The organism is Nocardia sp. PLKS1-43 (assembly GCF_059510335.1).
The window spans coordinates 1,229,478-1,253,994 of sequence record NZ_JCAJZQ010000001.1; the positions used below are offsets into that span (position 1 = coordinate 1,229,478).

Annotated in this window: 20 protein-coding genes and 1 pseudogene; 14 read left to right on the forward strand and 7 right to left on the reverse strand. The window is 68.4% G+C overall.

Annotated elements, in window-relative coordinates:
• Genes pcaDC through AC5WS7_RS05895 form a run of 3 tightly spaced genes read left to right on the forward strand, consistent with a single transcriptional unit; the run spans window position 1 to window position 3,250 of the window.
• The gene (pcaDC, locus tag AC5WS7_RS05885; protein WP_495953284.1) at window positions 1-1,236 is read left to right on the forward strand and encodes a bifunctional 3-oxoadipate enol-lactonase/4-carboxymuconolactone decarboxylase PcaDC; all 1,236 of its coding nucleotides are present in this window, start codon (window positions 1-3) and stop codon (window positions 1,234-1,236) included.
• Entirely contained in the window at window positions 1,233-2,012 is a 780-nt protein-coding gene (locus AC5WS7_RS05890; RefSeq protein WP_495953285.1) for an IclR family transcriptional regulator, read from the forward strand. Before pcaDC ends, AC5WS7_RS05890 begins: the two co-directional genes overlap by 4 nt.
• Before the next feature lie 23 nt (window positions 2,013-2,035).
• Complete coding sequence (locus AC5WS7_RS05895; RefSeq protein WP_495953286.1) at window positions 2,036-3,250, forward strand: acetyl-CoA C-acetyltransferase; 1,215 nt, start codon at window positions 2,036-2,038, stop codon at window positions 3,248-3,250.
• Between the two features lie 619 nt (window positions 3,251-3,869).
• Here AC5WS7_RS05895 and AC5WS7_RS05900 read toward each other — a convergent pair.
• Window positions 3,870-5,213: an MFS transporter gene (locus AC5WS7_RS05900; RefSeq protein WP_495953287.1), complete on the reverse strand. Its 1,344-nt coding sequence runs from the start codon at window positions 5,211-5,213 to the stop codon at window positions 3,870-3,872.
• A 381-nt stretch (window positions 5,214-5,594) separates the two neighbouring features.
• On the opposite strand from AC5WS7_RS05900, the gene AC5WS7_RS05905 reads away from it, so the two are divergent.
• From AC5WS7_RS05905 to AC5WS7_RS05915, 3 genes and pseudogenes are all read left to right on the forward strand, one after another.
• Window positions 5,595-6,104, forward strand: coding sequence for a DUF4158 domain-containing protein (locus AC5WS7_RS05905; RefSeq protein WP_495953288.1), 510 nt, complete (start codon window positions 5,595-5,597; stop codon window positions 6,102-6,104).
• A gap of 157 nt (window positions 6,105-6,261) precedes the next feature.
• Window positions 6,262-6,783, forward strand: a complete 522-nt coding sequence (locus AC5WS7_RS05910; RefSeq protein ID WP_495953289.1) for a hypothetical protein — start codon at window positions 6,262-6,264, stop codon at window positions 6,781-6,783.
• Window positions 6,707-7,662 (forward strand): annotated as a pseudogene (locus AC5WS7_RS05915) (Tn3 family transposase); the annotation flags it as partial. The gene AC5WS7_RS05910 and the pseudogene AC5WS7_RS05915, both read left to right, overlap by 77 nt.
• A 161-nt stretch (window positions 7,663-7,823) precedes the next feature.
• Here the strand turns inward: AC5WS7_RS05915 and AC5WS7_RS05920 are convergent.
• Window positions 7,824-8,897 carry an NADPH:quinone reductase gene (locus AC5WS7_RS05920; RefSeq protein ID WP_495953290.1) on the reverse strand — a complete coding sequence of 358 codons (1,074 nt, stop codon included), beginning with the start codon at window positions 8,895-8,897 and terminating at the stop codon, window positions 7,824-7,826.
• Complete coding sequence (locus AC5WS7_RS05925) at window positions 8,894-9,793, reverse strand: aldo/keto reductase (RefSeq protein ID WP_495953754.1); 900 nt, start codon at window positions 9,791-9,793, stop codon at window positions 8,894-8,896. The genes AC5WS7_RS05920 and AC5WS7_RS05925 overlap by 4 nt, the downstream gene beginning before the upstream one ends.
• 160 nt (window positions 9,794-9,953) lie before the next feature.
• Here AC5WS7_RS05925 and AC5WS7_RS05930 point away from each other — a divergent pair, with 160 nt between their 5' ends.
• On the forward strand, window positions 9,954-10,541 hold the full coding sequence (locus tag AC5WS7_RS05930; RefSeq protein ID WP_495953291.1) for a TetR/AcrR family transcriptional regulator: 588 nt from the start codon (window positions 9,954-9,956) through the stop codon (window positions 10,539-10,541).
• A 154-nt stretch (window positions 10,542-10,695) separates the two neighbouring features.
• Window positions 10,696-11,274 carry a recombinase family protein gene (locus AC5WS7_RS05935; protein ID WP_495953292.1) on the forward strand — a complete coding sequence of 193 codons (579 nt, stop codon included), beginning with the start codon at window positions 10,696-10,698 and terminating at the stop codon, window positions 11,272-11,274.
• Between the two features lie 212 nt (window positions 11,275-11,486).
• On the opposite strand, the gene AC5WS7_RS05940 is transcribed toward AC5WS7_RS05935, so the two are convergent.
• A complete protein-coding gene (locus AC5WS7_RS05940) occupies window positions 11,487-12,146 on the reverse strand; it encodes a TetR/AcrR family transcriptional regulator (RefSeq protein ID WP_495953293.1) in 660 nt (219 codons plus the stop codon).
• A 110-nt stretch (window positions 12,147-12,256) separates the two neighbouring features.
• On the opposite strand from AC5WS7_RS05940, the gene AC5WS7_RS05945 reads away from it, so the two are divergent.
• Window positions 12,257-13,129 (forward strand): shikimate dehydrogenase, encoded by an 873-nt coding sequence (locus AC5WS7_RS05945; RefSeq protein ID WP_495953294.1) that lies wholly within the window; start codon window positions 12,257-12,259, stop codon window positions 13,127-13,129.
• The gene (locus tag AC5WS7_RS05950; protein ID WP_495953295.1) at window positions 13,126-15,021 is read left to right on the forward strand and encodes a sugar phosphate isomerase/epimerase and 4-hydroxyphenylpyruvate domain-containing protein; all 1,896 of its coding nucleotides are present in this window, start codon (window positions 13,126-13,128) and stop codon (window positions 15,019-15,021) included. The genes AC5WS7_RS05945 and AC5WS7_RS05950 overlap by 4 nt, the downstream gene beginning before the upstream one ends.
• Window position 15,022: 1 nt before the next feature.
• Here AC5WS7_RS05950 and AC5WS7_RS05955 read toward each other — a convergent pair whose 3' ends face one another.
• Both AC5WS7_RS05955 and AC5WS7_RS05960 read right to left on the reverse strand, forming a co-directional pair.
• Window positions 15,023-15,811 (reverse strand): SDR family NAD(P)-dependent oxidoreductase, encoded by a 789-nt coding sequence (locus AC5WS7_RS05955; protein WP_495953296.1) that lies wholly within the window; start codon window positions 15,809-15,811, stop codon window positions 15,023-15,025.
• Window positions 15,812-16,265: 454 nt separating this feature from the next.
• The gene (locus AC5WS7_RS05960) at window positions 16,266-17,708 is read right to left on the reverse strand and encodes a lipase maturation factor family protein (protein ID WP_495953297.1); all 1,443 of its coding nucleotides are present in this window, start codon (window positions 17,706-17,708) and stop codon (window positions 16,266-16,268) included.
• A 271-nt stretch (window positions 17,709-17,979) separates the two neighbouring features.
• Here AC5WS7_RS05960 and AC5WS7_RS05965 point away from each other — a divergent pair, with 271 nt between their 5' ends.
• Window positions 17,980-18,378 (forward strand): hypothetical protein, encoded by a 399-nt coding sequence (locus AC5WS7_RS05965; RefSeq protein WP_495953755.1) that lies wholly within the window; start codon window positions 17,980-17,982, stop codon window positions 18,376-18,378.
• 93 nt (window positions 18,379-18,471) lie between these two features.
• Here AC5WS7_RS05965 and AC5WS7_RS05970 read toward each other — a convergent pair whose 3' ends face one another.
• The gene (locus AC5WS7_RS05970; protein ID WP_495953756.1) at window positions 18,472-18,597 is read right to left on the reverse strand and encodes an Rv1535 domain-containing protein; all 126 of its coding nucleotides are present in this window, start codon (window positions 18,595-18,597) and stop codon (window positions 18,472-18,474) included.
• Between the two features lie 66 nt (window positions 18,598-18,663).
• Between AC5WS7_RS05970 and AC5WS7_RS05975 the strand changes: the two genes are divergently transcribed.
• The 3 genes from AC5WS7_RS05975 (at window position 18,664) to AC5WS7_RS05985 (ending at window position 24,513) form a co-directional block, all read left to right on the forward strand.
• Window positions 18,664-18,930 (forward strand): hypothetical protein, encoded by a 267-nt coding sequence (locus tag AC5WS7_RS05975; RefSeq protein WP_495953298.1) that lies wholly within the window; start codon window positions 18,664-18,666, stop codon window positions 18,928-18,930.
• 523 nt (window positions 18,931-19,453) lie between these two features.
• Entirely contained in the window at window positions 19,454-19,942 is a 489-nt protein-coding gene (locus tag AC5WS7_RS05980) for a hypothetical protein (RefSeq protein WP_495953299.1), read from the forward strand.
• Window positions 19,942-24,513 (forward strand): cation-translocating P-type ATPase, encoded by a 4,572-nt coding sequence (locus AC5WS7_RS05985; protein ID WP_495953300.1) that lies wholly within the window; start codon window positions 19,942-19,944, stop codon window positions 24,511-24,513. The genes AC5WS7_RS05980 and AC5WS7_RS05985 overlap by 1 nt, the downstream gene beginning before the upstream one ends.
• Window positions 24,514-24,517 lie beyond the last annotated feature (4 nt).

A 24,517-nucleotide genomic window follows, 5' to 3' on the forward strand; every position in this document is an offset into this window, starting at 1 on the left:
ATGGGCGAGGACGCACTCGATCCCACTCGGTCGACCGTCGAATTGGCCTATCGGGCAACCGGTTCGGCCACCGCGCCCGCCGTCGTCCTGCTCGGATCGCTCGGTTCCGACCGGTCGATGTGGGACCCGCAGGTGGCGGCGCTGGCCGGCGATCACCACGTGGTGACCGTCGACCTGCGCGGCCACGGCGACTCGCCCGTCGTCGCCGGCGACTGCACCGTCGCCGACCTCGCCGCGGATGTGCTGGCCCTGCTGGACCGGCTCGACCTCGCGAGCGTCCACCTGATCGGCCTGTCACTGGGCGGCGCGGTGGCGCAGTGGATCGCCGCGCACGCGCCGCTGCGGGTCCGGACATTGACCCTGCTGTGCACCGCCGCGAAATTCGGAACCACAAGCAGCTGGCTCGACCGCGCCGCGACCGCCCGGTCCGCCGGCACCGCATCCCTGGCCGAAGCCGTGGTCGACCGCTGGTTCACCAGCGCACTCGCCGATCGCGACCAGGCTCTGGTGGCGCGCGGCCGCGCCATGGTGACGGCGACCTCGGGCGAGGGGTACGCGGCCTGCTGCGGCGCTCTCGCACAGTTCGACGGCCGCGCCGACCTGGCCCGGATCACCGCACCCACCCTGGTGATCGCCGGTGCCCAGGACCCGGCCACCACCCCCGCCGATATGCGTCTGCTCGCCGAGGGCATCGCGAATTCGGAAATGCACATCCTGGACCCCGCCGCACATCTGGCCAATCTCGAACAGGCCGGTCGGGTCAGCGCACTGATCGCCGCACACCTGGCCGGGCGCGCTGAACGGGCCGAGGCGTTCGCCCGCGGCATGCGGGTGCGGCGCGCGGTGCTCGGCGACGCGCACGTGGACCGCACCGTCGCCGCCACGACCGCCTTCACCGCCCCCTTCCAGGACTTCATCACCCGCACCGCCTGGGGAGACGTCTGGGACCGGGCCGGCCTGGACCACCACACCCGCCGCCTGCTGACGCTGGCGATTCTCACCGCCGTCGGCAACACCCACGAACTCGACATGCACATCCGCGCGGCCCTGCGCGCCGGGATCGCGCCGGACGAACTGGCCGAGGTTTTCCTGCACACGGCGATCTACGCGGGGGTGCCGAACAGTAACCTCGCCTTCGGACTCGGCCGGGACGCGCTCGCCGAAGGCATCGGGTCCGGACCGTCCGACCGAACCGCCTCCGGCCCAACGGATACAGAGGAACCGCAGCGACCATGACCGAAGCCTCACCGGAGTACGTGCAATCACTCGGCCGCGGTTTGGCCGTCATCCGCGCCTTCGACGCCGAACATCCGCGCCGCACGCTCAGTGACGTCGCCAAGACGACCGACCTGACCCGCGCCACCGCCCGCCGATTCCTGCTGACCCTGGTCGAACTCGGCTACGTCCGGACCGACGGCTCGCTGTTCTGGCTCACCCCGAGGGTGCTCGAACTCGGCTACAGCTACCTGTCCGGCCTCGGCCTGCCCGAGGTCGCGGGACCGCATCTGGAGGCGCTGGCCAACCGGGTGCACGAGTCCACCTCGGTGTCGATCCTGGACGGCGAGGACATCGTCTACGTCGCACGTGTGCCCGTCAGCCGAATCATGACCGTCTCGATCACCATCGGCACTCGTTTCCCGGCCTTCGGCACCTCGATGGGCCGAGTCCTGCTGGCGGGCCTGCCCGAGCACGCCTTCGAGGATTACCTGGCGAAAGTCACCCTCACGCCGCTGACCGATCGCACCGTCCTGACCACCGACCGGCTCCGCGAGGAGGTCGACCGGACTCGCACCGCCGGATTCTGCCTGGTCGATCAGGAACTCGAGGAAGGCCTGCGATCCCTGGCCGCCCCGATCCGCGACCACACCGGGCAGGTCTGCGCGGCGGTCAACATCTCCACGCACGCCGCCCGCTACACGGCCGAGGCCGTGCGCACCGATCTGCTGCCTCCGCTGCTCGAGACGGCCGCCGCCGTCAGCAACGACCTCACGCGGGTGCAGACCCGTTCCTGAATGCCGGACACCCGAGGAGTCCCATGTACGACGCCGTCATCTGCGAACCGCTCCGCACTCCGGTCGGCCGGTTCGGGGGAGTGTTCAAAAACATCGCGCCTGAAACCCTGGCCGCGACCCTGATCACCGAACTGCTCGCCCGCACCGGCCTGCCCGCCGATCGGATCGATGACGTGATCCTCGGCCAAGCCTCGCCCAACGGTGAAGCGCCGGCCATCGGCCGTGTCGCCGCCCTGGACGCGGGTCTTGGGGTCGGCATACCCGGTATGCAGGTGGACCGGCGCTGCGGGTCCGGTCTACAGGCGGTGCTGCAGGCCTGTATGCAGGTCGCCACCGGCGGTAGCGAATTGGTCCTGGCGGGCGGGGCGGAATCCATGAGCCGCGCGGAGTTCTACGCCACCGACATGCGCTGGGGCGTGCGCGGTGACGGCGTCCGGCTCGACGACCGGCTGGCCCGAGCCCGAATTACGGCCGGCGGCAAGGACTTTCCCGTCCCCGGCGGCATGATCGAAACCGCGGAGAACCTGCGCGCCGAATACTCCATCAGCCGATCCGACCAGGACGCCCTCGCCGTCCAGTCGCATCGGCGAGCGGTCGCCGCCCAGCGGTCCGGCCGATTCGCCGCAGAGATCGTCGCAATGCCGGTGCCGCAACGGAAATCGGAGCCGATCCTCGTCGACACCGACGAGCATCCCCGCGCCGACACCACCGTCGAGGCCCTCGCGAAACTTCGCCCCATCCGCTCGGCGATCGATCCGGACGCGACCGTGACCGCGGGAAACGCCAGTGGCCAGAACGACGGCGCCGCCCTCTGCATCGTCACCACCCCGGACACGGCCCGGGCCTTGGGACTGCGGCCGCTCGCTCGCCTCGCCTCCTGGGCGGTGGCCGGAGTGCCTCCGCGCACCATGGGCATCGGACCCGTGCCGGCCGCCGCGAAGGCGCTGGCGCGGTTGGACCTCTCACTCGACGATATGTCGGTCATCGAACTCAACGAAGCCTTCGCCGCGCAGACCCTGGCGGTATTGCGCGAGTGGAAGCTCGAGCCCGATGACGAGCGGCTCAACCCCAACGGCTCGGGCATCTCGCTGGGCCATCCGGTCGGCGCCACCGGCGCCCGCATCCTGGCGACGCTGCTGCGCGAACTGGACCGCCGCGAAGGCCGCTACGGGCTGGAAACCATGTGCATCGGCGGGGGACAGGGGTTGGCCGCGGTATTCGAGCGCGTGGCCGGCTGAGCAGGGGCACGTCGTCCGCCGGGGGCATCGCCTGATGGGCGGCTTGGAGGTGAAGCCCGATCGGGATCGCCGCGGCCCCGGCGACCGTCGTTGTCCGGTGGGGGAGTTCGGTTGAGATTAAAAACATCGTTATCGACATATGCGCATTTATACATTGATAATCTACCAGTCGAACCAACCGCAAAAAGCAAAGACAAGCAGGGGAGGGCTACAAAGCCGCGCACTCCAGGTGCCACGATCGCGCTCAGGGCGGCTCGGGTGTGCGTCCGGACGACCCTGGCGGTATTCCGGAGCGCGGTGGATCAGTGGGTGCGTGCGGCCGCCGCGGCATCGGCAACGATAGGTACGGGCATCGTCTTCGACAGTGGCGGACTGGACACGGCCACCCCGCAGCCGCTCGGAGTCTCGCCTTGACGAGGTACACGCCCCGGGGAGGCCACCACGTCTCATTCGTGCGGCGGCCTCCCCGGGGCACCCGGACCGGGTCGTCGAAGTCGTATGCAGGCTTGCCGGTACGGACCGGGTGACCGGTCCCGGTCACCTTCGCCGGCGGCTGTCGGAGTCGATGCCGCTCGCGGACCCGCATCGACTCCGACAGCCGCCGAGCAGTTGTGTCCCGCTATTCGGAGCGGACGGCAGGCACGCCGAGTTCGGTGACCGGGGTTCGGTAGGTTTCGCGCGCGGTGAATGCCGCGGTGGCGGACAGGGCGCAGGTGATCGCGACGAGTATCGCCACCGGGAGCCAGTCGGTGCGGCTGTCGCCGACCAGTGTCCAGGCGATCGTCGGGGCGAATCCTGCCAGGGCGAAACCGATCTGGGTGCCGATCGCCATCCCGGAGAAGCGGACCCGGGTGGCGAACATCTCGGCGTAGAACGTCGGCCACACGGCGTTGGGCGCGCTGTAGCACACCCCGATCAGAACCAGCGCCGCCAGGTAGATCAGCGGCGTGTTACCGGACATGATCGCGGTGAAGTAGACGAAAACCATTATGCCGCAACCGATCACACCGCCGATGAAGACCGGGCGCCGTCCGATCCGATCGGCCAGTATCGCCAGCAGCGGCTGCAGGATCAGCGCGAGCACATTGGCCGCGACCGCGACCAGCAGCATCGTCGTCTTGGACACCCCGACCGCGTGACCGGTGGCGAAGGCCAGGCCGAACACCGCGAACACCGTGCTGACCACCGCGATGAACGAACACAGCACCACCCGCAGCAGATCCACCGGCTGGGTCCGGAGTAGCTGTGCGACAGGGAATTCGGCGATCGCGTCGTTGCGCTGCTCGGTCCGGAACACCTCGGGCTCCTCGAGTCGCCGTCGCACGACGTAGGCGAGGACCACCACGACGAGACTGCACCAGAACGGAATTCGCCAGCCCCAGCTGACCAGCTGCCGGTCGGGCAGATCCGCCACCACGAGGAAAACCACTGTGGCGAGAATGAATCCGGCCTGCGTCCCGGTCAGGGTCCAGCTGGTGAAGAAGGCCCGTCGGCCCGCCGGTGCGTGTTCCATGGTGAGCGATCCGGCGCCGCTCTGCTCACCGGCCGCGGAAATGCCTTGCAGTACACGCAATATCACCAGCAGGATCGGCGCGAGCACACCGGCGGCGCGATAGGACGGCAGGCAGCCGATCAGGAAGGTCGCGGATCCCATCGCGGTGACGGTCAGCAGCATGATCCGCTTGCGTCCGACGCGGTCGCCGAAATGTCCGAGGATCACCGCGCCGACCGGTCGGGCGATGTAGGCGACACCGAAGGTCGCCAGGGACAGCAACGTGCCGGTGGCCGGGTTCGAGGCCGGGAAGAACACCTTGCCGAACACGAGCGCCGCCGCCGAGGCGTAGATGTAGAAGTCGTAGTACTCGAGGGTGCTGCCCAGGAAGCTGGCGATCGCGGCACGGGTGACGCGTGCGGTGTCGGGCGGGGTGGGTGCGGTGCGGTGCGCGTCGACACTGGCGGGCATATTGACTCCTGATCCATCTGTACTTCGTTGCCTAGTGCCGTTGCGCTTGCACGGTGCACTGCGCCGCGGAACTCGACGCCGTGCGGCGTCGGCCGTGTGGAGCCCGGCATATCTCGCCGGAGCTGCCGCTGCCGGGGCGTGATTGTCGCGTCTGCGCCCTGCGGGTGACGCCTTGCTGGGCGTTCGCAATACAAACACATGTTCGTCATGCGACCGAATGCACTGTAACCTCCATCACTCGTGTATGGCAATAGTATTAACTAGATAGTTCATAACGGCTATAGGGGTGGCCGCCGATGCGATTCGGCCCCGGAATCCTGAAGCTGTCAAGAAGTGCAAAGTAGCCTCGGTGGCAGCGGGTTTGGTCTAGCGTGACCGGGCGTGCGTCAGGAGTGGTCGCCCGAGGATCTGGTGGGGTCGTGGACGCTGGTCGGCAGCGACTGGCAGTTGGTGGGGAACAAGTCTGGGGCTACACGTCTGGGCTTTGGGCTATTCCTGAAATTCTTCGAGCTGGAAGCTCGGTTTCCCCGGGGTGCGGAGGAATTCCCGGCCGTGGCGGTCGCCTACATGGCCGACCAGTTGAAGGTCGACCCTGTCGAGATCGACGACTATCCGTGGTCGGGCCGGTCGGCCAAATACCACCGCGAGCAGATCCGGGAAGCGTTCGGCTTCCGTGAGTTCAGTGTCGGTGATGAGGACAAGCTCACCGGTTGGCTGGCTGCGGAGGTGTGTCCGGTGGAGTTGCGTGAGGAGCAACTGCGTGAGGCTGTATTGGTGCGCTGTCGTAGCGAGCGGATCGAGCCGACGGCGCCTGGGCGGATCGACCGGCTGATCGGGTCGGCGCGGGCGACGTTCGAGAACGGTTTTGTGAACGAACCGTCTCGCGGCTGAGCGAGAGGTCGATTGCGCAGTTGCTGACCTTGTTGGCGGCGTTGTGCTGGGTGCGGTCGGCGGAGATCACCGATGCGCTGGTGGATCTGCTGATCGAGTTGGTGCACAGGATCGGCGCGCGAGCGGATCGGCGGGTGGAGAAGGGCCCGACGACATTGTGCGTGAAGCCCTGTATCCGGTGGTGGGTGAGAAGACGCTGCGGGAGCTGGTGAAAGAGGCGAAAGCCAACGACCAGGTGTTCGCGGCGCGAGTACGGACAGTGTTGCGCAGTTCGTACTCGAATCACTATCGGCGCATGCTTCCGGCGTTGTTGGCGGCGTTGGATTTTCGCAGCAACAACAGCGCCTACCGGCCGGTCATGGTGGCGACGGAACTGCTGGCCCGGTATGCGAGTATCGACGGCAACCGCTGGCGCAACCCCGAAGACGACCTGCCCGGAGACTTCGACACCGCCCGCGAGGTGCACTACGCCGCGATCCGCCAGCCACTCGACCCGACCGAGTTCATCGCGGGGTTGAAACAGCGGATGAGCCAGGCCCTGAATCGTCTGGACACCGGCCTGGCCCAGAACACCACGGGCGGAGTGCGATTGACGCGGCGGCGTGGCGAGCAGTGGATCAGCGTGCCGAAGCTCGAGAAACAACCCGAGCCGGAGAACCTGGAGAAGATCAAAAGCTGAGGTCGCAAGCCGTTGGGGCACTCTCGATCTCCTCGATGTCCTCGAGGACGCAGACTTTCTCACCGACTTCACCGCCGAGTTCACCTCGGTCGCCTCCCGTGAGGTGATCGACCGTGACACGCTGCGAAGACGACTCCTTGTGGACCTGTTCGCGCTGGGGACGAACATGGGGATCCGGGCGATCGTGAACACCGGTGAGCATTCCGAGTCCGAGGCGGCGTTGCGGCATGTGCGCCGACACTTCATCACTCGCGACAACCTGCGCCGTGCGACCACGAAGCTGGCCAACGCGACCTTCGCCGCCCGAGACCCGAACTGGTGGGGTGCGGGCACCGCGTGTGCGAGCGACTCGAAGAAGTTCGGGTCGTGGGAGTCGAACCTGATGACCCAATATCACCAGCGCTACGGCGGGCCCGGGGTGATGATCTACTGGCATGTGGAGCGCAACCGCGTCTGCATCTACTCCCAGCTGAAGTCGTGTTCGTCGTCGGAGGTGGCGGCGATGATCAAGGGCTTGCTGCGGCACTGCACCGACGCGGAGATCGAGTCGAATTACGTTGACACCCATGGCGCTTCGGTGGTTAGGGTCGCCTTCACCGAACTGCTGGGGTTCAACTGCTGCCCCGGTTGAAGAACATCGGCAGTATCCGCCTGTATCGGCCCGACGACACCAGTGTCTACGGGGCGCTGGGGCCGGTGCTGACCCGCCCGATCCGCTGGGAGCTGATCGCGCAGCAGTACGACCAGATGGTCAAGTACGCGACCGCGTTGCGGCTGGGCACTGCCGAGTCGGAGTCGATCCTGCGCCGGTTCACCCGCGGTGGCCCGAAACACCCCACCTATCAGGCCCTCGAAGAGTTGGGGCGGGCGGTCCGCACGATCTTCGCCTGTGACTATCCGGCGTCCGAGGAACTGCGGCGGGAGATCAACAGCGGGTTGCAATACCCTTCTGCTACAAGCCGTTCTAGCGGATCCGCAGTTCCACGACCTGGTCGGCGAGCACGAACGCCGCGCCCTGAGTCCGCTGTTCTGGTCCAACATCAATCCTTACGGACGATTCCGCCTCGACATGAACACCCGCCTGGACTTGGACCGATCACCTGCGGCGTGACGTCGACCAGGACCTTGCCGACCGCGCCGCCTTCGACTGCCCGGTGGGCGTCCGCGGTGCGGTGGAGGGGAAAGCGGACCAGGGGCAGGCCGTGTTCCTCGCCGACCGGCAGGGCGCCGTCGTGGACGGCGGCGGCGACGTCCGCGATGGCCGCGGCGCGGGCGTCGGGACCGGCGGTGTAGAGCACTATGAACTGCATGCGGGTGTTGCGCACCATGTTCTGCGGCACGTTCAGTTCGACCGGATGACCACCGTCGTTGGCGTAGGTCGAGATGGTGCCGCGTGGCCGCAGCACGGCCAGGTCCAGGGCGAGGTTCGTGCCGAGTGCCACCTCGGCGACGATGTCCACGCCGTCAGCGGCGATCGCGCGGATCTCGGCGGCGGGGTCGCCCTCGCGGTAGTTGACCACGTGGTGGGCGCCGGCGGCGGTGGCCAGGCGTGCCTTCTCGGGGTTGCTGACCGTGCTGATCACGGTGGCACCGGCCCAGCGAGCGAGCTGGATCACCGCGTGCCCGACCGCGCCGGCCCCGCCCGCGGCGAGCACCACTTTGTCCGCCAGCGCGCCGGGCCGCAGTCGGCGCGGTCCGTCTTCGGCGACGGTGAGTGCGCGGTGCGCGGTCAGTGCGGGAACACCGAGGGCGGCGCCGACATCGAAACCGGCCTCGTCCGGTAGTGGCACGGCCTGCCCGGCCGGTACGACGGTGACTTCCGCGGCGGTGCCGGTCGGTCGGCCCGCTGCGGCCATGAACAGCCACACCCGCTGTCCGACCCGGCTCCGATCGACCCCCGCACCGACAGCGTCGATCACACCGGCACCGTCCAGGTGCGGGGTGATCTCCGGGAACGCCATGGCCTGGCCGGCGCGGGCCTGCCAGTCGGCAGGGTTGACCGCGGACACGGCCACTCGGACGCGGACCTCGCCGGGACCGGGCACGGGCGGTTCACGATCGACGAGTTGGAGAACGTCGGGACCGCCGTTGTCGCGGTAAACGACGGCCTTCACGACGCCACGCCGATCGCGATGTTGCTGGAGCGGGACTCGACGGCGTCGAGGGTGGCCAGTGTGTGCGCGTCGAAAGTGATCTCGCCGGCCGCCATATTGACCTCGAGGTGGGCGGGGTCGCCGGTGCCGGGGATGAGCAGGATATCCGGCGCATGGTGCAGCAGCCAAGCGAGACCGACCTGGGCCGGGGTCACCTCCAGGGACTCGGCGACGGCCTGCACGGCCGGCTCATCGACGACCTTGGGCAGGCTCGGGAATCCTCCGCCGAGTGGGAAGAACGGCACCCACGCGATGCCCTCGGCTGTGCACAGCCGCAGTGTGTCCTCGTCGTCACGGGAGACGAGGCTGTAGGTGTTCTGCACGCAGGCGATGCCGGCCGGCAGGGCGCGGCGCAGGCCGTCGAGGGTGACGCTGCTCAGTCCGATCGTGCCGATCTTGCCCTCGTCACGCAGGGCGGTCATGGTCGCCAGCTGGTCGTCGAGGTCGACCACCTGGTCGCCTTCGGGACGCAGTCCGGGGCCGGTATCCAGGCGTCGCAGGTTGACCACCGGGAGTTGGTCGACCCCGAGGCTGCGCAGGTTGTCCTCGACGCTGGCCCGCAACTGTGCGGGCCGCTGGGCGATCCGCAGCGGCACAGGCCCGGCCGGGTTGGGGTCGGCGCCGATTTTGGTCACGACCAGCACGTCGTCCTCGGGGCGCAGGGCCTGGCGGATCACGGCGTTGGCGAAGCCGAAGCCATAGAACTCGGCGGTGTCGACATGGTTGACACCCAGCTCGACGGCCCGTCGGAGCAAGGCGACGGCCTCGTCGTGGCGGTCGTGCAGCCGCGGGAGCTGGGCCGCGCCGTAGCCGATCCGGGATATGGAGCGGCCGGCAAGGGAAGCGGTGGTGTTGATGACGAGTCTCCTTGGTCGGTGGCGGTGTGATGCCCCACCTTATAGACTTGTAATGACAGATTTCAATAGTTGTCAGCCGGGCGACAGTATTTGACAGCCGACTCGGTGGCGACATAGGTTCGCGAGGCTGATGACGTGACCAGCGGAGAAGGAGGCCCGGATGCGCGGGGAGCCGCTCGACGCGGAGACGATCGTGTCGGCGACTGAGGAGCTGCTGCGCCGACACGGTCCGGACAAGACGACTGTGCTCGACGTCGCACGGCAGCTGGGCGTGAGCCACGGCAGCGTGTATCGGCACTTCGCATCCAAGTCCGCGCTGCGCGAGGCCGTGATCCGGCGCTGGCTCGACCAGGTGCGAAACGAACTTGCCATCGTGGCGCAGAACTCCGAACTTCCTCCGGCCGAGCGGTTGCGCGCACTGCTCACCACTATGTTCGCCATGAAATGGGCGAAAGCCGGGGCGGACCCGGAGCTGTTCGCCACCTTCGGAGTGCTTGCAGCCGAACACAGCGTCGTGTCCAGCGACCATGTCGGCTTCCTGCTCGCCCAATTGCGGGACATCATCATCGACGGTGTCGTCGCCGGCGACTTCGTTGCGGGCGAGCCGGAAATAATCGCACGGGCCGTCCTGAACGCGACGAGCCGCTTCCACGATCCGACACACGCCGCGGAATGGGACTCCCCCGAGACCGAAGCGGAATCCACAGCGGTCGTCTCACTCATCCTCGACGGCCTCCGGGCCCGGTGACGTCGGATAACTGGCATCAGCGTCCGGATACGAACGTTCACGAGACACTTTGGGGTGCTGAAGATTCCCGCAGGTCGGATCCCGCCAAATCGGTAAAGGTTGCCGTGTCCGCGCCAACGTCAACCTGTCGGGGGTTCGCAATGCACTCCGCGCCATGCGAATCGGCTACGGGCGGGTCTCCACCCGCGACCAACACCCCGAAGCTCAACACGACGCGCTCATCGCCGCCGGATGCAAGCAGATCTTCATCGACAATGCCTCCGGCAAACTCGCCTCCCGCCCCGAACTGAGCAAGGCGCTGCTGGTGGCCAACCGGCCCGAAGACCAACTCGTGGTCACCAAACTCGACCGGCTCGGCCGCTCCCTCGAGCACCTGATCGAGCCGTCCAAGACGCTGCCGGAGCGGGGTGTGGATCTGGTGGTGCTCGATCAGGGCATCGACACCTCCACCGCCGTCCGCCGCATGTTCTTCCAAATCCTCGGCGCGATAGCCGAATTCGAGCACGCGTTGATGTCCGAGCGCACCCGTGACGGGCTGGCCGCAGCCCGCGGCCGCGGCCGCAGCGGCGGGCAGAAACTCAAACTCGGCCCTCGGCAGGTGGCGCTGGCCCGGCAGATGTACAACGAACTCGACGAACGCGGCAAGCGCCGCTACACCGTCGACCAGATCGCCGCCGAATTCGGCGTCACCCGCCCCACTATCTACCGGCACCTGGGAAAATCACGCCAGTAGTCCTACTTTGCACTTCCTGACAGCTCCAGGATTCCTGGGCCGATTCGAGCGTGGAAACGCTGGGGTGCGGGGATGAGTTCGGCGACCGATTCGGGTGACCGCGCGGGCGTCGAACTCGCCACGGCCACAGGCGCTTCCACCGTCACCGCCCGCCGGATAGCGGGCGGTGACGGTGGGCGGAATGCGGGGTGCGGCCGCGGCGCGGTGTCGGCTCAGTCCCGGGCGAGCAGGAAGCTCACCACGACGTCGCCCAGCATGGTGCGCAGGTGTTCGCGCAGGTCGGGCGCGGTCAGATCGCGGTCGAACAAGGCCTGGAAGGTGTATCGGTTGGCCACCCGGAACACGCAGTAACTGCTGATCAGCATGTGCACGTCGAGGGCGTCGACGTCGGTGCGGAACAGGCCCTCGTCCTGGCCCTGGTGCAGGATGTGGGTGAGCAGATCCACGGCCGGTGCGCCGAGTCCGGCCAGCATCGGCGAGCGCCGGATGTGCTCGCCGCGCAGCATGTTCTCGTTCGCCACCATCCGGATGAACTCCGGATGTCGCTCGTGGTGATCGAAGGTGAGCTCGGCCAGTGCGCGGATCGCGGCGATCGGCTCGAGCCCGGAGATGTCCAGGGTCTGCTCCAGCTCCCGGATCGAGCGGTACGAGCGCTCGAGGACGGCCCGGTAGAGCCCTTCCTTGTCGGTGAAGTAGTAGTAGATCATCCGCTTGGTGGCGTGTGTGCGCTGCGCGATATCGTCCACGCGCGCACCGGAATAGCCCTTGTCGGCGAATTCCGCGGTGGCGATGTCGAGAATGTCCTCGCGGGTGAGGTCCTTGTTGCGCCGCCGCTTCGGCGCGGGCGCGGTATCCGTCCGGTTCGGCGACATTCGGTTACTGTATCCGCTGTCGGTGCGACATCGCCGCGGCGCTGTCGCAGTCCCGAGTGACGTAGTATGCTGCAATTAACTAACCGTTCCGTACATAAGGAGGCGCCCGGATGTCTTCGCTGCTCTGTGGGCTGATCGGAACCGGAATCGGCGCCTCGCTGACGCCGTCGCTGCATATGGCCGAGGGCGGCCACCACGGACTGGACTACGAGTACCGGGTCCTGGACCTGGCCGAACTCGAGCTGACCGTCGATGATCTGCCCGCGTTGTTCGAGCGCGTGCGCGGGGAGGGGTACCGGGGCCTGAACGTCACGCATCCGTGTAAGCAGCGGGTCGTCGAACTGCTCGACGAGCTGTCACCCCAGGCCGTGCGGCTCGGCGCGGTCAATACCGTGCTGTTCGAACAAGATCGGGCGATCGGACACAACACCGACTGGTCCGGATTCCGCCGCTCGCTCGACCGGGGCCTGCCCGGCGTGCGGTTCGACCGGGTGGTGCAACTCGGGGCCGGCGGTGCGGGCGCAGCTGTCGGGTACGCCGCACTGGACCGGGGCGCGCGGGAACTCACTCTCGTGGACGCGGATCCCGGCCGGGCCGGCGAACTGGCCGCGACGCTCGGCGGCCACTTCCCGGACCGTCGAGTGCGGGCTGCCGCGCCGGACCGGCTCGCGAAGGTACTCGAGCACGCGGATGGGCTCGTGCACGCGACGCCGATGGGGATGGCCGAACATCCCGGAATGGCATTGCCCGTCGAGCTGCTGCGCCCGGACCTGTGGGTGGCCGAGGTGGTGTACCGCCCGGTGGAAACCGAACTGGTCCGAGCGGCGCGCGCGGCCGGGGCGCGTGCGCTGACCGGCGCGGGAATGGCCGTGTATCAGGCGGCCGACGCGTTCGAGATATTCACCGGCATCGTGCCGGACACCGAGCGAATGGCCGCGCACATGGATGCGCTGCTGTCGCGGGAAGCGTTGGCGGCCAAATGATTCGCACGAGCATCGCCACGGTGTCGCTGAGCGGCACGCTGGAGGAGAAGCTGACCGCGATCGCGGCGGCCGGATTCGACGGGCTCGAGATCTTCGAGCCCGATTTCGTCGGCTCGGCGCTCAGCCCGGCCGCGCTGGCGGCACGCGCCGCGGACCTCGGGCTGAGTATCGATCTGTACCAACCCTTCCGGGACCTGGATTCGACGGACGAGGCGCAGTACGCGCGCAACCTCGTTCGCGCGGAACGCAAGTTCGACCTCATGGAACGGCTGGGCTGCGACACGATCCTGGTGTGCTCGTCTCCGTCGCCGGGCGCGGTGCGCGACGACGACCATCTCGCGGCGCAACTGCACGGGCTCGCCGAACGTGCGCACCGCCGTGGCCTGCGCATCGCCTACGAGGCGCTGGCCTGGGGCGCACACGTCAACACCTACCGGCATGCCTGGAATATCGTTGCGGCGGTGGATCATCCGGCGCTGGGCACCTGCCTGGACAGCTTCCACATCCTCTCGCGGGGCGATGATCCCTCGGGAATTCGCGACATCCCGGGGGAGAAGATCTTCTTCCTGCAACTGGCCGACGCCCCTGTCATGGCGATGGACGTGCTGCAGTGGAGCAGGCACTACCGGAAATTCCCCGGGCAGGGCACCTTCGACCTGGCCGCGTTCGGCGCGCACGTGTATGCCGCCGGTTATGCCGGGCCCTGGTCGCTGGAGATCTTCAACGACGTGTTCCGCCAGACCTCGACCGCGCGCATCGCCGCCGACGCGCACCGCTCGCTGCGGTACCTGCAGGAACAGGTCGCGGCCCGGATGCCGGACAGCGCAGGGCTTTTCGTGCCTCCGGCTCGCCCAGGTATCGATGGCGTGGTGTCGCTGCGCCTCGCCGCCGGACCCGATCGCGCCGGCGAACTGCGCACGATGTTGGGCAGCCTCGGCTTCGGGTACGCCGGGCGGCACCGCGACCACGAGCTCGAGCTGTGGCGGCACGGGGAGCTGACCGTGGCCGTGGACGCGACCCCGGACACCGCGTGGACCGCGCCTGCTCCGGGGACGCCGTTGCCGGTGCTGTCCCAGATCGGGATCCGCTCCGCGGATCCGGACGCCTGGGAAGCGCGGGCGCTGGCCCTGGAAGTGCCCGCACACGAGGTCGAATTACCGGGTGCGGCAAGCGAATTCGAGGACCATACCGCCGACGTGGTCCGGCTGCGGGTGACCGGGACCACCTCGATCGATCTGCGTGGACCGGCGAGCCGGGCAGCCTGGCGCACAGCCTTCGAACCCGAGCCGCAGCCGCTCGCGCTACCGTCCCTGCTGACCGGCGTCGACCATGTGGCCCTGGCGGTGCGGCCGGACGACTGGGACGGCATCATGCTGCGGTTGCGGTCGGTGTTCGGTATGCAGCCGAGCGAGGGCGTGGACATTCCCGATTCGGTCGGGCAGTTGCGCAGCCAATCGCTCACCATGGCCGGAACCGGATCCGCTTCGCCGGTGCGCATCTCGTTGAACATGGCGCCCGGCTGCCCGGCCGGCCTCGAGCATCCCCCCGCGATCCGGCGCGGGGGCGTCAGCCATGTGGCGTTCAGTTGCGCCGACATCTTCGCCACCGCCGCCGGACTCGTCTCGCTCGGCCATCGCCGCCCGGCGATCTCGGCGAACTACTACGACGATCTGGCCGCCCGTTTCGATCTGGACACCGAAATCCTCGGGCGGATGCGCGAATTCGGCATTCTCTACGACGCCGACAGTGGCGGTGAGTACTTCCAGCTGTTCACCGAGACCGTCGGGGCGGACCTGTTCTTCGAGATCGTCCAGCGCGTCGGCGATTACCGCGGCCAAGGCGAGGTGAATTCCGCGGTGCGGGTCGCGGCGCACCTGCGTGCGAGCGCCTGAATCATTCGGGCGAGGTCCGCACGGCCTTCGCCATGGCCGTGAGTGCCTGGTCGCGTGGCATGGCCAGGAGTTGTTCGAACTGTCCTCGGTAGTGTTCGCTCGGCACGTGGATGGGTCCGCTGCGCAGGTGTTCCAGGGCGGAGGCGGCGACATCGTCGGGGGCCATCAGGTCGTGCAGCGCCGCTGGGTCGATGCCTTGCAGCCGCGGAGCCTCGGTGTCGGTCGCGCCGGGGCACAGGGTCAGCACGTCCACGCCCGCCGGTGTCAGTTCGCCCCAGAGGGCTTCGCCGAGTGCGTTCACATAAGCCTTCGTCGCGGAATAGACCGCGGAGAAGGGGCAGCCGAGGAAGCCCTCGACCGAACTGGTGAAGACGATTCCGCCATGGCCGCGTTGCTTCAATCGCGGGGCGAGGCCGTGCGCCAATTGTGTCGGGGTATGGCAGTTCACCGTCATCATGTCCGCGAGCGTCCCGGCGTCGCCGAGTTCGAACGGTCCCTTCGCCCCGAAACCCGCGTTACTGATCAGCAGTCCCACATCCAGGTCCGAGATCGCCGCCACGATCCGGGACGCGGCCGTGGGATCGGCCAGGTCGGCCTGCTGGACCGTGACCCGGATGCCGTGTTCGGTGCTCAGTTGCTCGGCGAGTTCACGCAATCTGTCCAGTCGGCGAGCGACGAGCACGAGATCGAGCTTGTGCGCTGCCAATCGGGTCGCGAACGAGCGGCCGATGCCGGAGGAGGCGCCGGTGACCACTGCGACCGGGCCATAGCGCCGGCTGAAGTCATCCATATCGGTTCTCATCTGTTCGGTCGTTCGATCGATGTGCGGTCGCGTCTCGTCGAACTCAGCTGCCAAGGGGCGCAGTCCAATCGGCGTGCCTAATGCACACTACATGCAGCATGCACAGGTGTAGTCGGAAAGGTAGCGGTCACACCTCGGGCACTGACCGGGGGAGGGGCGCTCAGACCGTTGCGCATTTGGTCGGTCGGGGGCCAACTCATCATCTTGGTGGCCGGGGCTTCGGAGAGCAGTGGGGGATCCCTGGTGTGGAAAGTCGTGATCCGCGAGAGCGGGATCGGTAGATCGTGCCCATTGTCATCCGGAACAGTATGCACGTTAGTACCGACATATGCGCATCTATATATTTATAGTCAACCAAACCAAAACAACCAAAACCCCGCAAAGACAAGGACGCTCGTGACCAGCGGTCGCCCGCCGATCGAGTCCCTGCGCGACGCGCCGATCACGGCCTGGACTGCATATTTTGGAGCGTTATCGGCGGAAAGTATGCGTCCACGAGTGTGCGGTGCCACCACGATCGCTCGTGCAGCAACTCGCGGGGGGTGGTGTAGCGGTAGCGGTAGAGCTGTGCGCGCAGGAAGCGCGGCGGGGATTCGGGGAACGGGTTGTGCCGGAGCAATCGCACGGTCGCCCGATCATTCCGCAACAGCCGGACCACGAGCGGCACCAGCCACGGCGGGCGCGAGTGGGGTGCGAGCGCGGCGAACCACATGAGCCAATCCAGGCGGAGGTGATAGGGCGCCCACTGTCTGGGCAGCCGATGCGGGTCGCCGGGCTTGCCCTTGAATTCATATTCCTGCCACACCGTCCGGTCCGTGATGTGCGGTTCGTCGGTGCCCTCGAGGACGATCTCGAAGCGCATTCGCTGGATACTGCCGAAGGCTCCGTACGTGTTGACCAGGCGGTACGGGTCGAAGGACACGTTCATGCGCTGGTCTCGGGAGAGCAGGTTGCGCGCCGGACGATAACTCAGCACCGCCACCAGCACGGTGAACGCGATGACCAGGGCGGTGAACCAGGGCGCGGCTGCCGGGAGCGCCGGAGCGTGCGGCAGCGGCAGCACCGCGGCCGCGACCGAATCGGGGATCGCGGCGGCGGCGAGCAGGATGGTCAGCCAGTTCAGCCAGGCGAAATTGCCCGACAGCACCAGCCAGAGCTGGGTCGCGAGGATGATCGCGCCGGCGATGCCGGCTACCGGCTGCGGAGCGAACAACCCCAGGGGGACGACGAGTTGGGCGAAGTGATTGGCCGCCACCTCGATCCGGTGCAACGGTTTGGGCAAGTGATGGAACAACCAGCTCAACGGCCCGGGCATCGGCTGGGTCTCGTGATGGTAGTAGAGGCAGGTCAGGTCGCGCCAGCACGGGTCACCGCGCAGCTTGATCAGCCCGGCGCCGAATTCGACCCGGAACAGCAGCCACCGCGCGAGCCACAGCACCAGCACCGGCGGCGCCACCCGGTCGTTACCCAGGAAGATCGTCAGAAAGCCGGTTTCCAATAGCAGGGACTCCCAGCCGAACGCGTACCACACCTGGCCGACGTTGACGATCGATAGATACAGCGCCCACAGGATCAACCAGATCGCCATCGCCACTGCCAACGGCACCAGATCGGCGAGGCCGGCGCAGACCGCCGCCGCCAGGGCCGCCCCGGACCACGCCACCGCGGCGAAGAACCGGTCCGAGTAGCGCAGTTGAAAAATGCTCGGCGCCCGCGCGAACGATCGCAGGGTGAGGAACCGTGGCACCGGAAGCATCCCGTGGGTGCCGATCAGTGCCCGGAATTGCCGGGCTGCCGCCACGAAGGCCAGCACGTAGACCGCCGCTGTGCCTCGTTCGAGAACCTCCCGGCCGAACCAGTACTCGGGTGCGTCGAACCATCCCATGCCCGTAGCTCCTCGGACGGTGGAGTCGATCTCCCTGGTGATACCCCGCCCCTGGTCCGGAAATCCGCGACGGAACGGCTGATCGTCACGTGCGGATTCGCCGGGTGCTTCGCGCGGCGCTTGTTCGGCGCGCCGACTCGGTGAGATCGGTACCGTTTGTGATGTGGGTCTATCGCTGAGCCCTGCTCGGGGTAAACTTCGATTGACTCGTAGGTGTCCTGTTGGTGAACGCGACGGAGTGGCTGTGAACATTTCCGAAGGCGTGGTGGACATGATCGCCCGGACGGCCGATGCAACCGTGGCCGCGTCGGGGGCCGTAGGCGGTGCCGCTGTCAACGGCGTGATCGGCGGCGTGCGGGGAGCCGCGGTCGGCGTGAAGAACGGGATGAGCAGTGGCAGTCACTCGGCGCCGGCGGCCGCGCTGGCGCTGGGGGCGGTCGGAGTCACGGGTTTGGTGGACTGGCCCGTTCTGGTGGGTGTCGGCGGCGCTGTTCTGCTGGTCCAGCGGCTCGGACAGCGATCGGGCAGGCTGCCGCCGCCTACTGCGGGCAGTCGCGACCAGAACGCCGATTCGCGCTCGGACGGTGCTCGCGCGGCAGAGCCCGGTGGCGGCGCCCGGAAACCTGTGTCCAAGAACGCGAGCCGTAAACGCTCGCCGAGCAGAAGTTGACGCTCACGCGGGCGAGGTGCCGACGCAAACCGGCGGTGGACGTGTCGGCGAACTGCTGCCGGGACGCCGTCGACGGTCACCGGCCGGGTGGGCTCAGTCGACGACCTCGATGAAGCCGGCGCGCAACAACACCGCGTACAACTGCCGGATCGGCACGGTGAGCACCTGTGTCAGGGCCCCGGCCAACTGATCCGACCCTACGCTCGCGTTGGTATGCATCACCCTCGATACCCTGCTGAAACTCGGCGTCGACGAATCGAACAGACAATGACCTGGAGGCAACAAATGGCCGAAAAGTCATCCGACGGCCACCGGAACGCCGTCGATCGTGTGCTCGCTGCGCAGGGTTTCGCGGTCGAATTGCCGGTGATCGGCCGGGTTCGGATCCCGCGGCCCGAGCAGTTGGCGTATTACGGCGCGCTGAGCGCTCTGGCCGCTGCGGAGATCATCGAATGGCCTGTCGCGGTGGTCCTCGCGGCGGGGCATTGGCTGATACAGGATCAGCACAATCGCGTCGCCCACGAGATCGGTGAGGCCCTCGAAGAGGCTTAGCTCGCGTTCGGCACGGTCGTTCGATCGCGGCGGGTTCGGCGCCGGTGGTCCGCGGTCCGTTCCTGTGGCTGCGGAAACGGTCGATCCGCGTCCTGATGTATGCCGTTGGGCGGCAAGAGATTTCGGTATGCGAGGTGAGAGGGTGCCGGTGGCGGCCGGGTGAACGACCGGCCGGGGACGAGCGAGGCGCCGGCACGCTCATCGCGCATTTGCCGCACGGGCGCGGGCGGTGCGGGCGGTCTCGCGGAGCCGGACCATTCGGAACCTGCGGAATATGCGATAGCAATCCATTGGCAATCAAAATTTCGCCGATGGTAGATATTTCGTCGCCGAGCTGAGGGCATCGGCGTCTATGCCAGTGCACCAGGGTTTTTCGCATCTCTGGCGGGTAGTGGGCGATTGGATGATTCCGCTTTCGGTTTCGGCGAAGGTAGGCTCAGGTGAACATTGAGGGGTATTCTGGCAACGCACTGGTTTCCGCGGGAAGTTTCAAGCTACCTACGACGACTGGGGTGTGAATGAGATGAGTGTTGCATCCGAGACTGTCCGGACGCTCGGCGCTACGGCATCGGCGACTGTCCACGCGGCCGAGGCGGCCGGGGGAGCTGTCGTCGGGGCGGTGACCGGCGCCGCGCGCGGCACGGTCGAGGGCGCGGTATCCGGGGCGCAGAGCGGGATCGATATGCCGACGGCCACCGTGCTCGGCGTCCTCGCAGTGGGTGTGGCGGGACTGGTCGATTGGCCGATAGCCGTGGCCGCGGGCGGACTCGCGGGCGCGGGGTACCTGTTGCGGCGCGCGAGAACCGAATCCGGCCAGCACGACACGGCCGAAGCGCCGAGGCCGCGCAAGACCGCTCGGCCGAAGCAGTCCACCGCCGGCCGGAAGAAGACCACCACCGGCCCGAAGAAGACGACGGCCGCTCAGAAGAAGACCACGACCGCTCAGAAGTCCACGACCAGGCAGAAGCAGTCCACGGCAGGTTCTCGGCGGTCACGGCCCGCCGCACGGTGATGGTGTCGCTGCCCGGTGTGGTCACCGCGCCGATCCGATTGCCCCTGGCTGCCGCCGGAGCGACGCTGGGTTTGCTGCGGTGGCCGGTGTCGATGGCGTCGCGGCTGGCGGACCCGGAAGTCACCGACACGGCCGCAGAACTCATCGAGGGAATGGGCCGGGAACTCGGTGCGTTGGTTGATCCGCGGCGGATGCGAATGCAGCGGCGGATCACGGTGCACGACAGTCGTATTCACGCCGAAGTGCGCGGCCTGCGGTCGGCGGGGAGTGCTCGGGTGGCCGAGCTGGTGTACAAGCACCTCGAGCAGGAACCGGATGTGGACTGGTTCCAGATCAACGCGGCCACCGGGCGGGTCGTGGTGGCTCCGGGGTCGCACGGGATGTCCGCGGAACAGCTGGAAGTGATCCTGGAACGCGTCGAAGATCTCGCCGGGACCAGTGAGTTGGGGTGGAACCGCCGGTTCGAGCACCCGTCGGATCGCGAGCCGGTGTGGACCTCGGCGCTGCAGTTGGCCGGTGACGTCATCGGTATCGGGGCGGGCTTGGCCCCTCGGATGCTCCCGGCGCCGCCGTTGGCGCACGTGGTGCGCGGTGCGGTGGCGCTGGTGGACGGCCAGCCCAGATTGCGTGGCGCGCTCGAAGCTCAGCTCGGCCGCCATCGCACCGATACCGTGATCACGATCGGAAACGCTGTCGGCCGTGCGTTGGACGCGGAAGTGCCCGGTCTGTGCGCCGACGCGGCGCAGCGGGCCGTGCGGCTGGTCGAGGCGACCGCTCGCTTCGCCCAGTGGCGGCGCTGGGAGGAGATGATCGCGGAAGCCGACGCGCCGGGCGTTTACGAGTACGACCCGCCGCTGCCGCGACCGGTGCCGCTGCCGCACGGACCGATCGAGCGCTGCACCGAACAGGTCAGCGCCGCGGCGGCGGTCGGCTCGGCGGCGACGCTGGCCGGTGGTCGTGCGGTCGCCGATGCCGCCGACGCCGTGGCCGCCGGCGTGCCCCGGGCGGCGCGGGCCGGGCGCGAGAGTTTCGCCGGTGCGTTGTCGACGTTGATGGCCGCGCGGGGTGTGCTGACTCTGGACCCGCTCATGTGGCGTCGCCTGGACCGGATCTCGGCGGTGGTCGTCGATCGGGACGCGGTGCGCGGTGAGCGGGCGGTGGTTCTGGACGCGGACTCACTCGACGAGGGCTGGCCGGTGGAGCACGTGTGGAGCGCCGCGCAGCGGCTGCTGTGGCGCGATGACGAGGAACTGCCGATTCCGCCGCCACCGGAACATCAGCGCGACGATCTGCGCCTGGACCTCGCTACCGACCCGCCATCACGTGCCGGCGGCACCGGCGACGATTACGAGGGCCCGCGCTGGCATGTGCTGCGTGAGCGCGAACGTGTGGTCGGGCGGGTGCTGATCGGGGACGAGCCGCATCCGGGCGCTGCCGGATTCCTGGCCACCGCCCGGCGGGCGGGCCTGCGGGTGGTGCTGATCGGCGACGAGGGCACCGGCGAATTACGGCGCAGCGCTGATGAATTCGTTCTCGCCGGCGGCTCGGTGTCCGAGCTGGTGCGGCGACTGCAGCGGCAGGGACATGTGGTGGCGGTGGTCGGTGGCGAGGCACATCGCGCCCTGGCCGCGGCCGACTCGGGCATCGGGATCGCCACTCGGCGTCCCGGCGCGCCGCCGCGGATTCCGTGGCAGGCGGATGTGTTGTGCCCGGATCTGAGTTCGGCACGGCAGATCATCGCCGCGACCGCACTGGCGCGCGAGGTCAGTGAGCGCGGGCGGGTCCTGACTCTGTCGGCCGCGACGCTCAGCGGTCTGCTGCTCGCTTCGGGTCCGGCCGCGGCGCGGGCGGCGCGGGCGTCCACCCCGGTCACCGCGGCCACCCTGATGGGATTGGTCACGGGCTTGAACTCGGTGCGCCGGGCCGCGCGCGCGAGCGAGCCGGCCGATGTGCGGCTGGTGCCGTGGCATGCGCTGGAACCGGACGAGGTGCTGGCCCGGCTCCCCGCTCCGCACCGGCCGCCGCTGGAGCTTCGGTCATCCGGCGCCCCAACCGTCGGCCGTCTGTCGCGGCGGTTGGCCGCGCCGGTGGCGAGTCTCGCCGATCTGGTCGCGGATGTGCGCCGCGAGCTGGCCGATCCGATGACCCCGATCCTGGGTGTGGGCGCGGTTGCCTCGGCGCTGCTGGGCTCGCCCACCGACGCGGTGCTCGTGGGCACGGTGCTGGGCTTGAACGCCACGGTGTCGGCGCTGCAGCGCCGTCGCGCGCGACTGTCGCTGGACGAGCTGTTGCTCGGCGAGCGATTGACTGCTCGGCGGCTCACCGATGACGGCGAAACCCTTACTCCCGCAGATGATCTGCTGCCCGGTGATGTGATCGCGCTGGCCACCGGCGAGGTGGTTCCGGCCGATGCGCGGCTGCTGGACACCGACGGGCTGGAGGTGGACGAGTCCGGGCTCACCGGGGAATCGGTGACGGTGGAGAAGCAGACGCCCGCCACACCCGGTGCTGTGCTGGCCGAGCGCACCAGCATGGTGTTCGAGGGCAGTGTCGTGGTCAGCGGCGAGGCGACCGCGGTGGTGGTCGGGGTCGGCGCCGCGACCGAGGCCGGTCGCGCGCTGGCCGCCGCGGGTCGTCCGCCGCTCGGGGGTGTGCAGGAGCATCTGCACAGCCTCACCGAGCGGGTGCTGCCGTTCACCCTGGGTGGTGGGACCGCGGTGACCGTCACCAGTTTCCTGCGTGGTCTGCCGTTGCGCCCGGCGCTGGCCGGCGGGCTGGCCGTGGCTGTGGCCGCTGTCCCGGAGGGGCTGCCGCTGGTGGCGACGGTGGCGCAATTGGCCGCTACCCGGCGGCTGTCCCGGCGTGGTGTGCTGGTGCGTTCCAGTCGCACGATCGAGGCGCTGGGCCGGATCGACACCATGTGCTTCGACAAGACCGGCACTTTAACCGAGGGGCAGTTGCGGCTGGTCGCGGTCGCCGATCTCGATCGTCAGTGGGACAGTGAGTGTTTCGCGAGCACGCCGCAGTCGCGGGAGTTGTTGCGCGCGGCCGCGCACGCCTGCCCCGATCCCGGGCAGGCCCCGCTGGTGCATGCCACCGACCGGGCGGTGGTGGAAGCGGCGCACACGCATCTGGGGCACCGGCCGCCTCATCCGTGGGATCCCATCGAGGAGGTGCCGTTCGAGAGCTTTCGCGGCTACTCCGCGGCGGTGGGCAACACCGGGCGGCACATCCGGCTGGCGGTCAAGGGCGCCCCGGAAGTTCTTCTGCCGCACTGTGATCAGGTTCTGCGCACCGATGATGAAGGCCGCCATCGGGTTTCGCGGTTCACGCCCGAGCGCCGCGCCGAGGCCGAAGCCGCGGTGCGGCGGCTGGCCGCACGGGGGCTGCGGGTGCTGGTGGTGGCGCGCCGTGATTTCGTGACTGCTCCGGACGATCTCACCGAGGAGATCGAGCAGCTGATCCTGCTGGGCTTTCTCGGTATCGCGGACAGCCCGCGCCCGCAGGCGCTGGAACTGCTCGCCGACTTGGCTCGCAACGACATCAGCGTGCGGATGATCACCGGGGATCATCCGATCACCGCGCGCGCGGTCGCCGATCAGCTCGACATTCCCGCGGACACGGTGGCCACCGGCGCGGACCTGGATATGCTGGACGAGGACGGCCAAGCCGAATTGATCGAGCGCGCAACGGTTTTCGCGCGGGTCTCGCCCGAGCACAAGGTGCGCATCGTCTCGGCGCTGCAACGGCGCGGGCACACGGTGGCGATGGCCGGTGACGGCAGCAACGATGCGGCCGCGATCCGCACCGCCGACGTCGGTATCGGGCTGGCCGCCCGAGGGTCGGTCGCCGCACGCGAGGCCGCGGACCTGATCCTCACCGATACCGGCTCGGTGCTGGACCTCACCGTGCTGCGAGAAGCGCTGGCCGAGGGGCGCGGTATGTGGCAGCGGGTGCGTGATGCGATCGGCGTGCTGGTCGGGGGCAATGCCGGTGAGGTGGCGTTCACCGTTCTGGGCACGCTGCTGTCCGGGCGCGCCCCGATCGGCACCCGGCAATTCCTGGTGGTGAATTTGCTGACCGATCTGGGCCCGGCGATGGCGATCACGCTGGCGGACAGCCGGCCCGTCGACGACGCCGAGATATCGGGCACGACGCTCGGGCCATCGCCGGGCATCGGCGCCGATTTCCTGCAGGCGGTCGCCGTGCGCGGCGCGTGCACCACCTTCGGCGCCAGTGCGGCATGGCTGCTGGGCCGCGCGACCGGCCGACGTCGCCGCGCCGACACCATGGCCCTGGCCGCCCTGATCGGCACGCAGCTGGGGCAGACCTTGGTGATCGGGCGGCACAGCCGCTTGGTCTGGACCACTGTGGCAGGCAGTTCGGTCCTGCTTGCCACGGTCATCATGACTCCTGGAGTGAACCGGTTCTTCGGTTGTGTCGCACTGGGGCCTGTGGCGTGGTCGATCGTGCTGGGCTGCGCGGCGACCGGCACCGGGGCGGCGTTGCTGGCCGGTCGCGCCCTGTCCGGATCGGACGCGCTCGAATCAGCGCCCTCGGCCGGTCCGTGATCCG

Excerpts from the sequence above, each read along its gene's own strand:
- pcaDC (WP_495953284.1), top strand. The coding sequence starts at position 1 with ATGGGCGAGGACGCACTCGATCCCACTCGGTCGACCGTCGAATTGGCC.
- AC5WS7_RS05890 (WP_495953285.1), top strand. The coding sequence starts at position 1,233 with ATGACCGAAGCCTCACCGGAGTACGTGCAATCACTCGGCCGCGGTTTG.
- AC5WS7_RS05895 (WP_495953286.1), top strand. The coding sequence starts at position 2,036 with ATGTACGACGCCGTCATCTGCGAACCGCTCCGCACTCCGGTCGGCCGG.
- AC5WS7_RS05900 (WP_495953287.1), bottom strand. The coding sequence starts at position 5,213 with ATGCCCGCCAGTGTCGACGCGCACCGCACCGCACCCACCCCGCCCGAC.
- AC5WS7_RS05930 (WP_495953291.1), top strand. The coding sequence starts at position 9,954 with ATGCGCGGGGAGCCGCTCGACGCGGAGACGATCGTGTCGGCGACTGAG.
- AC5WS7_RS05935 (WP_495953292.1), top strand. The coding sequence starts at position 10,696 with ATGCGAATCGGCTACGGGCGGGTCTCCACCCGCGACCAACACCCCGAA.
- AC5WS7_RS05940 (WP_495953293.1), bottom strand. The coding sequence starts at position 12,146 with ATGTCGCCGAACCGGACGGATACCGCGCCCGCGCCGAAGCGGCGGCGC.
- AC5WS7_RS05945 (WP_495953294.1), top strand. The coding sequence starts at position 12,257 with ATGTCTTCGCTGCTCTGTGGGCTGATCGGAACCGGAATCGGCGCCTCG.
- AC5WS7_RS05950 (WP_495953295.1), top strand. The coding sequence starts at position 13,126 with ATGATTCGCACGAGCATCGCCACGGTGTCGCTGAGCGGCACGCTGGAG.
- AC5WS7_RS05955 (WP_495953296.1), bottom strand. The coding sequence starts at position 15,811 with ATGGATGACTTCAGCCGGCGCTATGGCCCGGTCGCAGTGGTCACCGGC.
- AC5WS7_RS05960 (WP_495953297.1), bottom strand. The coding sequence starts at position 17,708 with ATGGGATGGTTCGACGCACCCGAGTACTGGTTCGGCCGGGAGGTTCTC.
- AC5WS7_RS05965 (WP_495953755.1), top strand. The coding sequence starts at position 17,980 with ATGATCGCCCGGACGGCCGATGCAACCGTGGCCGCGTCGGGGGCCGTA.
- AC5WS7_RS05970 (WP_495953756.1), bottom strand. The coding sequence starts at position 18,597 with ATGCATACCAACGCGAGCGTAGGGTCGGATCAGTTGGCCGGGGCCCTG.
- AC5WS7_RS05975 (WP_495953298.1), top strand. The coding sequence starts at position 18,664 with ATGGCCGAAAAGTCATCCGACGGCCACCGGAACGCCGTCGATCGTGTG.
- AC5WS7_RS05980 (WP_495953299.1), top strand. The coding sequence starts at position 19,454 with ATGAGTGTTGCATCCGAGACTGTCCGGACGCTCGGCGCTACGGCATCG.
- AC5WS7_RS05985 (WP_495953300.1), top strand. The coding sequence starts at position 19,942 with ATGGTGTCGCTGCCCGGTGTGGTCACCGCGCCGATCCGATTGCCCCTG.